The sequence below is a fragment of the Ectobacillus antri genome, from assembly GCF_003852715.1.
In the GTDB taxonomy this organism is placed as follows: domain Bacteria; phylum Bacillota; class Bacilli; order Bacillales; family Bacillaceae_G; genus Ectobacillus; species Ectobacillus antri.
On sequence record NZ_RIAV01000013.1, the window covers coordinates 41411 to 56738 of the forward strand.

The 15328-nt window shown below is 38.0% G+C and carries 13 protein-coding genes and 2 pseudogenes; 6 read left to right on the top strand and 9 right to left on the bottom strand.

Annotation, left to right across the window (positions count from 1 at the left end; genetic code table 11):
- Positions 1 to 3 precede the first annotated feature (3 nt).
- Both EEJ45_RS12305 and EEJ45_RS12310 read right to left on the bottom strand, forming a co-directional pair.
- The gene (locus EEJ45_RS12305) at positions 4 to 1062 is read right to left on the bottom strand and encodes a FecCD family ABC transporter permease (RefSeq protein WP_124565115.1); all 1059 of its coding nucleotides are present in this window, start codon (positions 1060 to 1062) and stop codon (positions 4 to 6) included.
- A complete protein-coding gene (locus tag EEJ45_RS12310; protein WP_124565116.1) occupies positions 1059 to 2063 on the bottom strand; it encodes a FecCD family ABC transporter permease in 1005 nt (334 codons plus the stop codon). The genes EEJ45_RS12305 and EEJ45_RS12310 overlap by 4 nt, the downstream gene beginning before the upstream one ends.
- Before the next feature lie 514 nt (positions 2064 to 2577).
- Between EEJ45_RS12310 and EEJ45_RS12315 the strand changes: the two genes are divergently transcribed.
- Complete coding sequence (locus EEJ45_RS12315) at positions 2578 to 3528, top strand: ABC transporter substrate-binding protein (protein ID WP_124565117.1); 951 nt, start codon at positions 2578 to 2580, stop codon at positions 3526 to 3528.
- 286 nt (positions 3529 to 3814) lie between these two features.
- Positions 3815 to 5179 (top strand): peptide MFS transporter, encoded by a 1365-nt coding sequence (locus EEJ45_RS12320; RefSeq protein WP_124565118.1) that lies wholly within the window; start codon positions 3815 to 3817, stop codon positions 5177 to 5179.
- 71 nt (positions 5180 to 5250) lie between these two features.
- Here the strand turns inward: EEJ45_RS12320 and EEJ45_RS12325 are convergent, their stop codons facing one another.
- The 4 genes from EEJ45_RS12325 to EEJ45_RS12340 form a co-directional block, all read right to left on the bottom strand.
- On the bottom strand, positions 5251 to 5427 hold the full coding sequence (locus EEJ45_RS12325; protein ID WP_124565119.1) for an H-type small acid-soluble spore protein: 177 nt from the start codon (positions 5425 to 5427) through the stop codon (positions 5251 to 5253).
- Between the two features lie 137 nt (positions 5428 to 5564).
- The gene (locus tag EEJ45_RS12330) at positions 5565 to 5828 is read right to left on the bottom strand and encodes a metal-sensitive transcriptional regulator (protein ID WP_124565120.1); all 264 of its coding nucleotides are present in this window, start codon (positions 5826 to 5828) and stop codon (positions 5565 to 5567) included.
- Between the two features lie 112 nt (positions 5829 to 5940).
- The gene (locus EEJ45_RS12335; RefSeq protein WP_124565121.1) at positions 5941 to 6228 is read right to left on the bottom strand and encodes an ArsR/SmtB family transcription factor; all 288 of its coding nucleotides are present in this window, start codon (positions 6226 to 6228) and stop codon (positions 5941 to 5943) included.
- Between the two features lie 18 nt (positions 6229 to 6246).
- Positions 6247 to 6561 (bottom strand): thioredoxin family protein, encoded by a 315-nt coding sequence (locus tag EEJ45_RS12340; RefSeq protein ID WP_124565122.1) that lies wholly within the window; start codon positions 6559 to 6561, stop codon positions 6247 to 6249.
- Positions 6562 to 6881: 320 nt separating this feature from the next.
- Between EEJ45_RS12340 and EEJ45_RS12345 the strand changes: the two genes are divergently transcribed.
- Positions 6882 to 8498, top strand: a complete 1617-nt coding sequence (locus EEJ45_RS12345) for a lactate permease LctP family transporter (protein WP_124565123.1) — start codon at positions 6882 to 6884, stop codon at positions 8496 to 8498.
- Positions 8499 to 8570: 72 nt separating this feature from the next.
- On the opposite strand, the gene aspA is transcribed toward EEJ45_RS12345, so the two are convergent.
- Together aspA and gloA2 are read right to left on the bottom strand one after the other, a co-directional pair.
- Positions 8571 to 10016 (bottom strand): aspartate ammonia-lyase, encoded by a 1446-nt coding sequence (aspA, locus tag EEJ45_RS12350; RefSeq protein WP_124565124.1) that lies wholly within the window; start codon positions 10014 to 10016, stop codon positions 8571 to 8573.
- 425 nt (positions 10017 to 10441) lie between these two features.
- On the bottom strand, positions 10442 to 10828 hold the full coding sequence (gloA2, locus tag EEJ45_RS12355) for an SMU1112c/YaeR family gloxylase I-like metalloprotein (protein ID WP_187695357.1): 387 nt from the start codon (positions 10826 to 10828) through the stop codon (positions 10442 to 10444).
- Positions 10829 to 10888: 60 nt separating this feature from the next.
- On the opposite strand from gloA2, the pseudogene EEJ45_RS12360 reads away from it, so the two are divergent.
- From EEJ45_RS12360 to EEJ45_RS12370, 3 genes and pseudogenes are all read left to right on the top strand, one after another.
- Positions 10889 to 11134: pseudogene (locus EEJ45_RS12360) on the top strand (nucleoside transporter C-terminal domain-containing protein); the annotation flags it as partial.
- A 390-nt stretch (positions 11135 to 11524) separates the two neighbouring features.
- Positions 11525 to 12793, top strand: coding sequence for a VanW family protein (locus EEJ45_RS12365; protein WP_124565126.1), 1269 nt, complete (start codon positions 11525 to 11527; stop codon positions 12791 to 12793).
- 226 nt (positions 12794 to 13019) lie between these two features.
- A pseudogene (locus EEJ45_RS12370) lies at positions 13020 to 13289 on the top strand (formate/nitrite transporter family protein); the annotation flags it as partial.
- Positions 13290 to 13499: 210 nt separating this feature from the next.
- On the opposite strand, the gene EEJ45_RS12375 reads toward EEJ45_RS12370, so the two are convergent.
- A complete protein-coding gene (locus EEJ45_RS12375) occupies positions 13500 to 15125 on the bottom strand; it encodes a M4 family metallopeptidase (protein ID WP_124565127.1) in 1626 nt (541 codons plus the stop codon).
- Between the last annotated feature and the right edge of the window lie 203 nt (positions 15126 to 15328).

A 15328-nucleotide genomic window follows, 5' to 3' on the forward strand; every position in this document is an offset into this window, starting at 1 on the left:
TTCTTATGCATTTCGGCTTTTATATAGCAAATAGACAAAGTACGGCGCACCGATTGCTGCCGTAAACACGCCCGCTGGAATTTCCAATGGTGAAAATGCCATGCGTCCAATTAAATCAGCGATTAATACAAGAATGGCACCAACAAGTGCAGAAACCGGAATTAAAGCACCAAATGCCGAACCAACCAATCGTCTGGCAATATGGGGTGCCATTAAACCTACGAACCCAATTGCGCCCGAAAATGCCACGGCCCCTCCAATTAGCGCTGTACAAATCAACAGTAGCACTAGACGCTGTTTTTGTACTTCATTTCCCAATCCAATCGCCAGTTCATCGCCGAGTTCTTGTACATTTAATTTTCTAGCCAATATGAATGTTATCACAATGAGAACAAGGGTCCAAGGCGCAAGTATCGCTACATTCTTCCAATTAGATCCGTACACCGTACCCGTCAACCAAATATTTGCCTGGCTCGCCTGATGAATTGGACCTAAAATCATAAACAATGTTGTCAACGCTTTAGCAAGCGCGGAAATACCAATTCCGATAAGCACCATGCGTAACGGCGGGACTTCACCATTTTTAAAGGACAACGTGTATAATAATAAAGCTGTTATCGTAGCCCCTGCAAATGCGCCAAGCGGTAACCAATGCACACTAATTGTTAAAGCGCCGCTTCGATCGCTGAACAGGGCTAAAAATAAAACAACTGCCACACCAGCTCCACCTGTCACACCTAACACTTCAGGTGATGCAAGCGGATTACGAATTAATCCTTGCAAAATACCCCCAGCAACCGCAAGTGCCATACCTACAAGTAAAGCAATTAAAATACGTGGCATGCGAAATGACATCACAATTAAAAAATCTGTTTCAGAACCTTGTCCAATCAGAGCTTGAAATACGACCCACGGCGCGATTTTCATTTCTCCCATTCCCGCACTTGTAAAAAAGATGACTATAACAACAGCTAAAAGACTAGCGAATGTGAAGATTGCTTTTCTATCTATTAAAAAAGATGCAAAATCTTTTCCAATTCGGAACGTTATGTGCTTTTTCATTTAGACATCACTCCTTTACGTGCAATGTAGATAAAGAATGGTGTTCCAATGAAAGCGGTCATAACTCCTACCGGCACTTCCTGCGGCATAAGAATATATCTTGCACTAATATCAGCCAATAACAATAAAATTCCACCTAGCATTGCACTATAAGGAATCACCCAGCGATAGTCCGTCCCAATAAGCGCTCGCGCAAAATGCGGCACGACTACACCAATAAACGAAATGGGACCAGCTATTGCAACAGAACCTCCTGCCAATAGAACAACCAAAGCAGCTAATATTCCTTTGAATAATAAGGTGCGCTGACCAAGTCCGCGAGATATATCATCGCCCATCATTAGAATATTAATTTTCCCCGACATGATAACCGTACCCACCCAGGCAAGAACCAAATACGGAAACACATGTGTCAACATTTCCAGCTTACGCCCTTGAACAGAGCCAGCAAGCCAAAATAAAACCTGATCTAGGGCTGTTTCATTTAATACCAGAAGACCTTGTGTAAACGAAGCGAAAAAAGCACCCATGGCAACACCTGCCAAGGTAAATTTAATTGGCGTAAGCCCCTCTCGTCCAAAGGAACTGATTATATACACAATCATAGCCGCAATAGCTGCACCAGCAAATGCAATCCAAGTGAACGCTTGTATAGATTGTACGGAGAAGATTGCAACAGCAACTACAATAAAAAATGAGGCACCTGCGTTAATCCCCATAATATCAGGAGAGGCTAGGGGATTTTTCATTAAGACTTGTAGCAACGCACCAGCTAGTGCAAGACTAATACCAACTGCAGCCGCAATGAAAGCACGCGGCAATCTGACTGTCGTAATAATAATATGTTTGTTAGAACCATTAGGATTGATAAATGCTTGAATTGCTGTGTGCGAATTTGTATCAGTGTAACCATATATAATACTAGCCCATATGCAATATATAAGAAGAATTGCACATACTACTAGTCCTATCGTCTTCGCTCGAATGGACTCCAACATCATTTCAATAGACACCTTCTATCTCTGTAAATTCACATACATTGTAATATTTTTTACTTGTTTTCTATAAGTATAATTAGCTTTTTCAATATAACAGCAACAGAGAATTAAACATGCAAGATCTCTAACCTGAACAGGCACGTGCTTCTCTCCTATCTATATAAGTCCACATGATTTGTTCGACATAGAAATAACAAGAAAGTCACAGCTTCAGAACGCCTCGCTACGTGTGTATGTTCTTACTTGACACGTGTATCTCTTAGGCACTGACCGCAACCATGCATTTCCCCTTCTTCTTTCCCACCCCAAAAAAGAATGTCGGTTTTTATAGTTGTACTTATATAGAAGCAGGCCATTTTTCAATTTGTATGTATATATGTTCAGTCTAACGAACAATAGAAAGAGCGTCAATGATAATGATAATTTTTTTCAATTATTTATTGACAATCATTCTCACAAATTATACTATTTGGTTTGTGAATGAAAATAATTATCAATAAAATCTGGAGGTACATATATGAAAAAAACATCTTGGGCCATGCTCATACTACTTCTTTCTTTATCACTTGTAGTAAGTGCTTGTGGTAAAAAAGAAGAGCCAAAACAAGAGGCAAAGAAATCTGTAAGCTATACTGTACAACATGCGATGGGTTCAACGGAGATTAAGGGGGATCCAAAACGCGTTGTTGTTTTGACAAACGAAGGTACAGAAGCAATTCTTGCGATGGGTATTAAACCTGTAGGTGCTGTACAATCTTGGACAGGCAAACCATGGTATAAGCATATTGAAAAAGATATGAAAGATGCAAAAGTTGTCGGTACAGAGAGTGAAGTGAATTTAGAAGCAATTGCAGCATTAAAGCCGGATTTAATCATTGGTAACAAAATGCGTCAAGAAAAGGTATACGAGCAATTAAATGCGATTGCACCAACTGTATTTTCTGAAACATTACGCGGTGATTGGAAAGAAAACTTCAACTTCTATGCAAAGGCGTTAAACAAAGAAGCTGAAGGTAAAAAAGTAATGGATACATACGAATCACGTATCAAGGAACTTCAAGGTAAACTTGGCGACAAACTAAACCAAAAAGTTTCTATTGTACGTTTTATGGGCGGTGATGTACGCATCTATCATAAGGATTCCTTCTCCGGCGTTATTTTAGAAGAAATCGGCTTTAAACGCCCTGAATCGCAAGATAAGCCTGACTTTGCTGAAAAAGGTGTGACAAAAGAACGCGTTCCTGCAATGGATGGTGATATCCTATTCTATTTCACTTATGATGAGGGCGATGGTAAAGGTAAACAAGTTCAAGATGAGTGGATAAAAGATCCATTGTTCCAAAACCTACAAGTTGCGAAAAATAAACAAGTCTTTGAAGTAAGTGATACCATTTGGAATACAGCAGGCGGTGTAAAAGCAGCAAATCTATTCCTTGATGATATTGAAAAGTATTTCTTGAAGAAATAAAAAACTATCCCGTTTACTCTTGGGCATGAGCGTGGTATAAAACCGAGCTCATGCCCTTTCATTTTAGTAGTTCAGATTTATTATTTTCGAATAATTTATTTTTTTTTGCTTAGTGAAAATTTTTAGATTATATAAAATGAAAATTTTTTTATTATCCTTATACTGCAAGCCATAAGGCTTATTCTCCTTTTTACCTGTTTATCCCATTGACTTTTGAATAATTATTGCATTAAAATGATTACCGTATAAATTGTTGGAAAATTTACGAAATGAGGAGGAACTATAAATGGATGCAACTGTACAACATACAAAAAAACATCCTCCGGGTTTATACTTGCTTTTCTTTACAGAAATGTGGGAACGGTTCAGTTATTACGGTATGCGAGGCCTATTAGTACTTTATTTAACAACTTCTTACTTAAGTGGAGGGCTTGGTGTTAAAGAAAGTACTGCTATGCTTCTGTATGGTATTTTTACGGGAACAGTGTACTTTACCCCTATATTAGGAGGTTATTTAACAGACCGCTTTTTAGGAAGACGATTCGCAATTACACTTGGCGGTATTATCATGGCTGCTGGTAACTTTGTTTTATTCGCGCTTCATAGCCAAATCGGTTTATATATCGGTCTAAGTCTTTTAATTATTGGTAACGGTTTTTTCAAACCAAATATCTCTACACTTGTTGGTGAATTATACGGTGAAAATGATAGGCGCAAAGATAGTGCTTTTACGATCTTCTACATGGGCATTAACTTAGGTGCTGTTTTCGCACCACTTGTATGCGGATTCTTAGCGGAAGATTTCTTTAAAACAACAGTTGATGGCGTAGAAAAGTTTGGATTTAAATATGGTTTCTTAGCTGCTTGTATCGGTATGATTATTGGTCAAATTATTTTTAATGTCTTTGGTCCTCGCTACTTAGGCGACATTGGTAAAGAACCGACTAATAAAAAAGTAGCGACATCTACTGCAACTCCAAAAGAACCATTGTCAAAAAAAGAAAAACAGCGTACAGCAGTAATTCTAATTTTAACATGCTTCAGCGTATTTTTCTGGGCAGGCTTTGAACAAGCTGGTAGTTCATTTACGCTTTACACACAAAAATTTGTAGACCGTTCTATTTTCGGATGGACAATGCCGATTTCTTGGTTCCAGTCTATTAACCCATTGTTTATTATCTTATTTGCACCAATCATCTCCTTACTTTCAATTAAATTAGCGTCTACTAAACGCGGGGATTTCAGTGCTCCAACAAAAATGGGGATTGCACTGATTTTAATGGGTGGCGGCTTTATCGTCTTGCTTGCTTCACTAGCAGGGACAGGCACAGATCCTGATCATGTAGTAAATAAAGCAAATATCCTGTTTATTATTATGACGTACTTCTTCCACACAATTGCGGAGCTATACCTATCTCCAGTAGGTTTGTCCATGGTAAGTACGATTGCACCTGTTAAACTTACATCTTTATTGATGGGTGTATGGCTTGCAGGTTCCGGTATTGCAAACTATCTTGCAGGTGGACTAGCTGCCTTTACATCCACATTAGGATTCGCAGAAGTCTTTATGGTAATTGGCGGTACAGCCGTTGTTCTTGGGATTCTTTTGTTAGTAGCTTCACCAAAACTTCAAAAAATGATGAATGCGTAAAGAAAAGCGAAGCTAGGGAACGCAAGCCGCATTAAACATATAAAAGAGCCGGACAGATTCCGGCTCTTTTATTATTCTTGTAGCTCTGAAATATTAACTTGGACTGTCTCATGCGGATTTGTTATATCGTGGACTTGTGCGACAGCACTTTCCTCATCGCAACTCTCAATCCATACAGATACACCATTATAAGAAACCGGAATATTTGCAGGAGACGATAAAATTTGCTTCACTCTTTTTACATCCATATGTATCCTCCTCTTTTTGAATTCTTTTTTATCATGCCTTAATCCATGATAATTATAAGAAAGAATACTAACAAAAATACTCGTTTACATATGGCGTTTTTTCTTAAGAGGCCTGTCAATAGAAGCAATAGGTTCGTTTATCTACTTTTAACAAGAAGATTGACAGCTTCTTGAACTAAGTTTTGCCCCTCGTACTCTCCCTTTTCAATCTGATCTCGTAAGCACTGTTCTAGGTTTGTTCCTACAATAACCCCTATTGTGCGATCAATGGCCGAGCGCGCTGCACTTAGTTGTGTAATCACATCCTTACAATCCTTCTCTTCTTCTAACATACGGAGCACCCCCCGCACTTGTCCTTCAATTCGCTTTAAGCGATTTTTCATTTCTTGCGTGTACTCCATTATGTAACCACCTTCTCCGATACTGTTATAGGTATATTAATACACCAAATACCAATTGTCAAAATAGATAAAAACAGCTTGAAAATGCTCAAGCTGTTTTTATCTATTTCTATTAAGTAAACAATGTACCCATTACATGATTTACTTTATCATCTTGTACTTTATAATATACTTCCAATCCACGTCTTTGAAATTGGACTACTTTTGTCTGTTTTAACTTTGTTAAATGCTGCGAAACAGTAGATTGTGGAATTTGCAGTGCCTCTTGCAATTGAGTCACATTACAAGTACCACGATTCATCAATTCTTTAACCAATCGTAATCGTAACGGATGCGCAAGCGCTCGAAGCATTTGTACATCATCTTCACAAATATTGTAATCAAATTTTTTTGCACACATGTTTTTTCCCCACATTCTTTATATATATTTTTGTAAGATACTATCCAAGAAGCTTTTCGGCTGAGAGTCAGTGATGTGCTTGAAGGGATTTCCTTCTTTAAAAAGAACCAATGCTGGAATGCTTGTAATACCGAGCTGATATGCCACTGCTTGACAGCGGTCGACATTTACCCTCACAACTTGCAATTGATCTCCCCACTTCTCATCCAATTCCTTTAGAACTGTTTCAGTCATGTGGGAAGCCCTGCTCCAAGGTGCCCAAAATCCTACAAGAACAAATCCGTCCTGTACAGAATCAGAAAAGTTTTCATCTGTAGCATCAACGATGGCCATCTACATGCACCTGCTTTCTTCCACAGCTTCTTTTTTATCTTTCTATTATATTTTTTATTTATTGTACTATATAAGATATAAAATCACAATGCTAACGACTGATAAAACGAACAAATACCATGTATTACCTATATTATAGCAACTTTGTTACATATATTGAGATAACGTGTCATAGTGTGTCAAATTGGATTGACACACTATACCTCCTCCAACTATACTTATTCCATAAGTTATTTGTGAAATTTTTCACAATATATGTGAAAAATTTCACAAATAAATGCATCTTTTTCATATACATTCTTTAAAAGGAGTTGCTTACAATGAATACATGGACTCAAATGTACGACCCCATGGAAAATATCTGGCTTTCTGCTCTTATGGCCGCTATTCCCATTATCTCATTTATTGCCTGCTTGACCGTTTTTAAAATGAAAAGTTATATATCCGGACTCATTAGTGTACTAATTGCAATTTTAGTGGCTGTTTTTATATATGATATGCCCATTCCCCTTGCTGCAACCGCTGCTGGCTTTGGTGCTGCATATGGCTTTTATCCGATTTGTTCGATTGTAATTGCCGCAATCTTTCTATATAAGCTTACCGTTAAAACAGAACAATTTAATGTGATTCGTAACAGCATTGCTTCTATCACAGATGATTCTCGTCTACAAGTTCTATTAATTGCTTTTTCGTTTGGTGCATTTTTAGAAGGAGCTGCCGGATTCGGTGTACCAGTTGCTATTACCGCAGCTCTACTAGTTGGTATGGGTTTTGATCCTCTTAAAGCAGCAGCTGTTTGCCTGGTGGCAAATATTGCGGGAGGTGCCTTTGGTGCTATGGGTATCCCTGTTACTGTTCCTGCACAACTTACACAATTGGATGCCTTGTCCGTCGGAAGACATACAGTAACTTTTCTTCCAATCATTAGCTTAATTGTACCGTTCCTTCTTGTATTCATGATTGATGGGTTTAAGGGTATCAAGCAGACATTGCCTGCTATCCTTATCAGTGGTGGCTCATTCGCAATCACACAATTTGTCGTACTCTACTTTTTAGGAGCAGAACTTGGTAATATTTTCTCTGCCGTTGTCAGTATGGTTGCACTTGCTCTATTCCTTCGTATTTGGCAGCCGAAAGAAAAATATCATTTTGCGGAAAAACAAGCAAATGAGAAACAAAGTTATTCCTTGGGTCAAATATTGTACGCCTGGTCACCTTTTGCATTTTTAACTGCATTCGTAACCATCTTTAACTTAAAATTCATGAAAGCACTCTTTGCACCAGGTGGCTCTTTAGAAAACTTAGTTTATAATCTATCTATCCCTGGTCTGAACAATGCTATTTTGAAAACCGCACCAATTGTTTCGCAGGATACACCTTTTCCTGCTGTGTTTAAGTTAGATGTTTTCTCTTCTACTACAACAGCAATTGTGTTGGCAATTATTATTTCTTTGCTTGTATTCAAAGCGCAAAAACAACTGGTGAAAGAATTGACAATTGACACAATAAAAGAGTTAAAAGCTCCTATCTATACAATTTGTAGTGTAATTGCTTTAGCTTATGTCACAAACTATTCTGGCATGTCATCTACGCTTGGACTTGCACTTTCCTCTACAGGAGATGCATTCCCTGTTCTATCACCTATACTTGGTTGGATTGGTGTATTCCTAACAGGATCGGTTGTATCTAGTGGTTCTCTGTTTGCACCATTACAAGCTGTTACGGCAGCACAAATTGACATGATACCGGCAACACTTGTTGCATTAAATGTAGTTGGAGGTACAATGGCTAAAATGGTATCTCCGCAATCAATTGCAGTTGCCTGTGCTGCAGTTGGCCTTGTCGGAAAAGAGTCCGTCCTGTTTAAAACATCCATTAAGTACAGTGTGGCACTTCTCCTATTAATTAGCTTGTTACAGCTAAGCTACGTATTCTAAATTTTTCAACCATGTCAAAAAGACTTCCCTTATTTCGTAAGGGAAGTCTTTTTATCAAAGTTTATTATCATCTCAGGCTTCTTGATGTTGTCTTTTCTCTGCAAGTAAAGACGCACCTGCAATTTCAGGGTGTGTCATTTCGAACGGATCTAGGATTACATCAAGTTCCGCTTCTGTTAAAACACCATAACTAATACACAGTTCTCGAACAGATTTACCAGTTAAAATTGCTTCACGTGCAATACGTGATGCTGTTTCGTATCCAATGTGAGGATTAACTGCAGTGATAACACCAACACTTTGCTCTACGTACTGTTTTAAAATCTCTTCGTTAGCTGTAATACCAGCGATACAATACTCTCTAAATACCTCGAAAGCATTGTTCATAATATCAATAGATTGCAACAAGTTAAAAACCAGTACCGGCTCCATTACATTCAATTCCATTTGTCCAGCCTCAGATGCCAAGCAAATTGTATGATCGTTACCGATAACCTGGAATGCAACCTGATTAATTACTTCAGCCATAACCGGATTTACTTTCCCTGGCATGATAGATGAACCAGGCTGACGAGGAGGCAGCTGAATTTCTGCTAAACCTACACGTGGACCAGAAGCCATCAAACGTAAGTCGTTTGCTACCTTTGACATATTCATCATACAAACTTTTAAAGCGGCTGATACTTCCGTATAAGCGTCTGTATTTTGCGTTGCATCTACAAGATCTTCTGCACCTACAAGTGGAAAACCGCTAATTTCCGCAAGATGCTCTACAACTCGTTCAATATAACGTGGATCTGCGTTCAAACCTGTTCCGACTGCTGTCGCCCCCATATTAACTTCATATAAATGTTGACGAGATTGTTTCATACGCTTTATGTCTCTGGCTAAAACGCGGCGATACGCTTCAAACTCTTGTCCCAATCGAATAGGCACTGCATCTTGTAAATGTGTTCTTCCCATTTTAATAATATGATCAAATTCCTTTGCTTTTTGCGCAAATGCATCATGAAGCTTTTCGGCTGTTACCAGTAACTTTTCAAGCATGTCCAATACGGCGATATGAATACCTGTCGGAAAAGCATCGTTAGTAGATTGTGCCATGTTAACATGGGAGTTAGGACTTAAGGTTGCATAGTCTCCCTTTTCTTTCCCCATAATCTCCAAAGCACGATTCGCAATTACTTCGTTCGTATTCATATTAATGGACGTTCCTGCACCGCCCTGAATGGGGTCAACCATAAATTGATCATGTAGAGACCCTGCAATAATTTCTTCAGCCGCTTGTACGATAGGACGAGCTAAATCTGGGCTTAAATACCCTGTTTCCATGTTAGCTAAAGCAGCTGCTTTTTTAACCATTGCCATCGCCACAATAAGTGAAGGATGTAATCGATAGCCTGTAATTGGGAAGTTTTCAACTGCGCGCATCGTTTGTACACCGTAGTATGCATCCTTCGGTATCTCTTTTTCTCCAAGAAAATCTTTTTCAATACGAGTTTCTATCATAACAGTCATTATTCTATCCCCTGTTTGTATAGTCTGTGTGTATAGGTTAAAAAATAAAATGAACTTTATTTTTTGCTGTGCTACAGTCAATTGCCCCTTTTGCACATTCGCTTATAGGACTTTCTCTACACCATAATGTAAATTTCTCCTGTATTCTTGAAAAGCTTCAATGCTTACTTTTCAATTCCTCAGTACCTTAGACCCAAATCAACTTTTGATATGGTCTACTTTATACATACAAAACAATATTTTCCCTGAAAAGTTTTTGTTTGGCAAGAGAAAATATTAACAATTGCTCCCTTCGCCTCAAATATATAATAACAAAGCTTGAAAGCGCAATCATTTATTTTGTGTAATAAAAAATAATATTATTCAGAAAAAACATATAACAAAAACAGACTTTCATGAAAGTCTGTTTTTGTTATATACAGGTATTACATTTCGTAAATTTCTAGCGGCAAACCATCCGGGTCTTGAAAAAACGTAAATTTCTTTCCTGTTACTGGATCAAGACGAATTTCTTCAACCTTTATACCACGTTCTTTTAGAGTCGTAGCGGCAGTTTCTACACATTCTGTTTCAAATGCTAAATGGCGAAGGCCTGTTGCTTCTGGAAAACTAGGACGTTCTGGCGGGTTTGGAAACGAAAACAATTCAATTTGGTACAAACCGTTCACAGCCAAATCAAGCTTATATGAATTACGTTCCTCCCTATATACTTCTTTCACTATTTCTAGCCCTAACACTTCCGTATAAAATTGTTTAGAAACTTCGTAATTACTACAAATAACTGCAACATGATGAATTCGTTTTAACTTCATAGCTCGCACATCCTTTCATGTATATTCTCATTTTAACTGCTTAATCTATAAAGTGAAGCTTCCATTTTTGAAATGCTGGGTGAATATATTCTAAATGGCTTTAAAGTCGCAATTGTTGTTGGTGCCACGCTGATTGGATTTGCCGCTCTTATCAGCATGATAAACAATTGATTTAATGTCATATTCGGTATAACTTTTCAGGAGATTCTCAATTATTTGTTTGCACCAATCGCCTTTATTATGGGGGCGGGAAAAGAAATTGTTTCAGCTGGAAGCATCATGGCAACAAAGCTTGTGACAAATGAATGATACATGCTTACTAAAGTGACTAATGTATTTTCCAAAATTTTAGGTAAGCATTTTACTATACGAATATTAGGTAAAATGTTACAATAAAATTTCAAAAGACATAACTCTTCGCTTCACCGTCCACTTACGACTAAATATCCTTTTTATAAAAAGTTAAGGCATATTACAAATTCGTAACAAATTTTATTTTTTAGTTACACAAACCCCTTTTTTAGTAGTATACTAGTAAGTAATATGTTGTGCGATATAACAGCTATTTACATACACTTCATATGCTGTCAGCAAAAGAAGCTTTACATTTCTGTCATCACAATACGTCATTAGTCTAAACGCCTGTGAAATATATGAAAAGCATGCACTACATACAAAGCACTAGGGGGAAAACAAATGAAAATGCGCAATTGGATTATTGGCTCCGTTATTGCCGGAGGCGTAGGTCTATGTGTAGCAGGCGGTGTTGCATACAGCTACACATCAAAACTAAATCAACAGCTTGACACATACGTTTTGCCCCATACTTCCTTTGAGGGCATTTCTTTAGATGGAAAAACAAAGAAAGAAGTGGAAGAGATTGTACAGCAAAAAGTTGATCAATTAAATCAGCAAACAATTTCTTATACGCTAAATGGAGTAACAGAGACATATACTTGGAAAGACTTAGGTGTTCAATATAAAGGGACTGATGTAGCTAAGCAAGTTTTTGAAGAGCAACAAGGTAATTTGAAAGAGCGCTATAATTTTCGAAAGAAAGCTGAAAATAACGAGTTAAACCGCTCCTATAAGCTAGAAGCAAAACTGGATTCCCAGAAATATGAGGCATTTATAAAAGATAAGTACAACAATCTGTTAAGTAAACCTAAAAATGCTTCTATTGCTATTAACGGTACTGCTATTACAATCACAGAAAGCAAAGACGGGTCTCAAGTTGATAAAAATCAGCTTAAAGCTTTAACAGAACAATCCATTGCCACGGCTAATACCCAAATTCAAGTACCTATTATGGCAGTACGCCCGGAACGTACTACTGAAGATGTAAAAAACATGGGCATTACAGAAGTGATTGCTGAATATAGAACACCAATGAATGGACGAAATGCCAGTCAAACATTTAACGTACAGCGCGCCGCAAGTACATTAACTGGCGCATTTGTTGCACCTGATGAAGTATTTAGCTTTAACGGTCGAGTTGGGATTACCGATGCAAAAAATGGCTACCAATCTGCGGCAGTTTTTATTAACGGCAAAATAGAACAAAGTGCGGGTGGCGGTGTATGCCAAGTCAGCAGCACACTTTACGGTGCTGTATTACGTGCGGATCTAGCAGTTGTTGAGCGCAGTAATCACTCCTTACCAGTTGGCTATATTCCATTAGGGCAAGATGCCGCTGTCGCTGATTATGGTCCAGACTTAAAGTTTAAAAACAACACTGGCAAACATATTTACATTCAATCTTTCGTTGAAAATAACCAAGCGGTTGCTCGTATTTTTGGAACCAGCACAGGAAAGAATGTACAGGTTTCTTCTAAAGTTATTAGCGATACAGATAAAGCAGTCGTTGTAGACACATATAAAACTGTTACATTGAACGGGAAAGTATTGCAAAGCGGTCGCATTTCAAAAAGCACATATAAGAAACCAGAAAAAGCAGGAGCTTAATGCTCTTGCTTTTTCTGTTTAAGCTGTGTTACACGTTGTTGAGTAGTTATTAACATAAATCACAAGCACCCTATTATTTTCACTCTAAACCAATCTAAATGCTTGTACCACTGGATTAGAATGTTTTATATACCAATCGGGTATCTTATAACTAATATATTTGTTCATATTCCTAGAATACATGAAAGATTGGTGAGGAACATATGGAACCCCCCCCCTACAATCAGTGGAGTATTTAGCCTTAAAAAAATTAACCGTGTTTCGTCAAAGTATTGTGCAGTATATAATGAGAGCTATATTAGCTAGTATGTTTATTGGATTCGGTGTAATCGTGGCATTTAAATCAGGGAACTATTTTTATACCGAACATTCGCCGTTAGCATATCCTATGGCCGCACTCACATTCGGTGCAGCAATCATTCTTATCGCATACGGAGGAGCAGATTTATTTACTGGAAATACATTTTACTTTACATATGCTGCGTTACGAAAAAAATGAATTGGCGAGATGTATTCATATGGGAGCTTTTTACTACTATGTAAATAAGCCATTTTTAGATAAAGAATGAATATCGGTAATAAAAACAACAAGAATGACTAAAAAACCTCAGCTCTATGGGATATAGAACAGAGGCTTTTTACGTTCTTTATATTATTATCCTTGCAAGGGCGTAATTCACTTGGTTGCTACCTTTTTCTTCTTTGATTAATATACTCCAACTGCATCAAAGGATTTCTTCACTGCGTTAACCTCTGCAGAAGTAGAACCATACAAATCAGAAGCAGCTTGTACAAGCGCTGCACGTGCTTGGCTAAATGTAGCAGATTGTGTGAAGTAGTACTCGTTTGCGCGGTAGTAAATTGCACCCGTTTTGTCGTTTCCGATTGCTGGTACTGTCACACTATAGTGCGTACCACCATTTGCAAGCAAGAATGCTGCTTTGTTGATAATGCCACTGTTAATATGAACGCCACCATTATCTTGCGTACCTGTGTAACGGACGGAGTAATGATCTGGATCACCGTATTTCGCAGGATTGCTCATAGAACGAAGCGCATCTCCCGCTGTTCCTGGTGTATAAATGTCTTCACCCATTTCCCAATCTGGTGTGCGGTTATCATAATATTCTACTAAAGTACCAAAAATATCAGAAAGAGCTTCATTTAATGCACCTGACTCATTTTGATAAATTAAACCGGATGCATATTCTGTTACTGCGTGTGTAAGTTCATGTGCTACAACATCCAAAGAGCCGGAAAGCGGGCGGAATGTAACGCCATCACCGTCACCGTACACCATTTGAGAGCCGTTCCAGAACGCATTGTTATATCTGCTACTGTAGTGAACAGTAGAGTTTAAAGATGCACCAGCGTTGTTATAAGAGTTACGGCCAAATTTATTTTTATAGTAATCGTACGTTACACCTGCATAATAGTGTGCATCTACTGCAGCTGCATCGTAGCTAGCATTAAACAAATTATCTGTGTCTGCCCATAATGAGCCAGGCAAGCTTGTACGATTGCGCGCATCATATGTATAAATTTTAGCGCCGCGTGTGTTGTCTTGTAGGTAGTAGTAAGATCCCGACAATGTTGTATTAATAGATTTTGTATCCCCTAATACTCCTTTTCCGCTACCTACCTTGTTTGTTCCCGTTACGTTATGAATTGTATTGTATTGATCTAATACCTCACCTGTAAATGCGTCAACGAAATAATAGTAACGACCTGGCTCTGGCGCCAAGAAGTTTAAGTTGACCACATATGCATAAGTAGCTTCTTCACCCTTTTTATATACATACACGTCAGCTGTTGGCTTCTTTTCGTATTCTGGTTTAAAGCCTAATGCCTGTTCAGCAGCAGCAACAGCAGCTGTTGCACCAATCTTTTTACCAAATTTCAGCTTAGCTTGTTTGTCCAGGTCAGGAATGACTGTTCCAGACACAACCTTTAATGCACCATTATCTGCCACATGTGCCGTTTGTGTAGAACCCCAAACAGGTACACCGTTAAATGTTTGCTGCAAACGAAGAACTGTTGCACCCAGTGGATCTTTTACTTTCTTTGTGATTTTGAAAGAATCTTTTGCTGCCTTTCCACCTAGTTTATAATCTGCTTTGTTTGCATCAATATAATCAAATACAACTGCTTCTGCAGATTTTTGAGAAGCCTTTGTCAATTCTCCTGCAACAAACTCTGGAGATCCTACAGCCTCATTGTACTTTTTGTTAGAAAGTACATTCTTCACATCAGCAGCTCCCGCGCCTGGTGCACCAAACATTGTTAACGTCAATCCAGCTGTTAACGCCATTGCAATCTTTTTATTTCGCATATAACCTTCCCCCTAACTTTTTTTGAAGATATGCACATCTTACCATTTGTCTGATAGTTTGAAAATACAGAAAACTAACTTTTTAATTTTCTCAATATTTGTGTCTATTTTTAAAACAATTTGATATAAAGATGCTATATTAAACAAAAAACCCTTTCACCTAATGGTTGGGTGAAAGGGTTTTACTTTGTTCAAGCGATTAC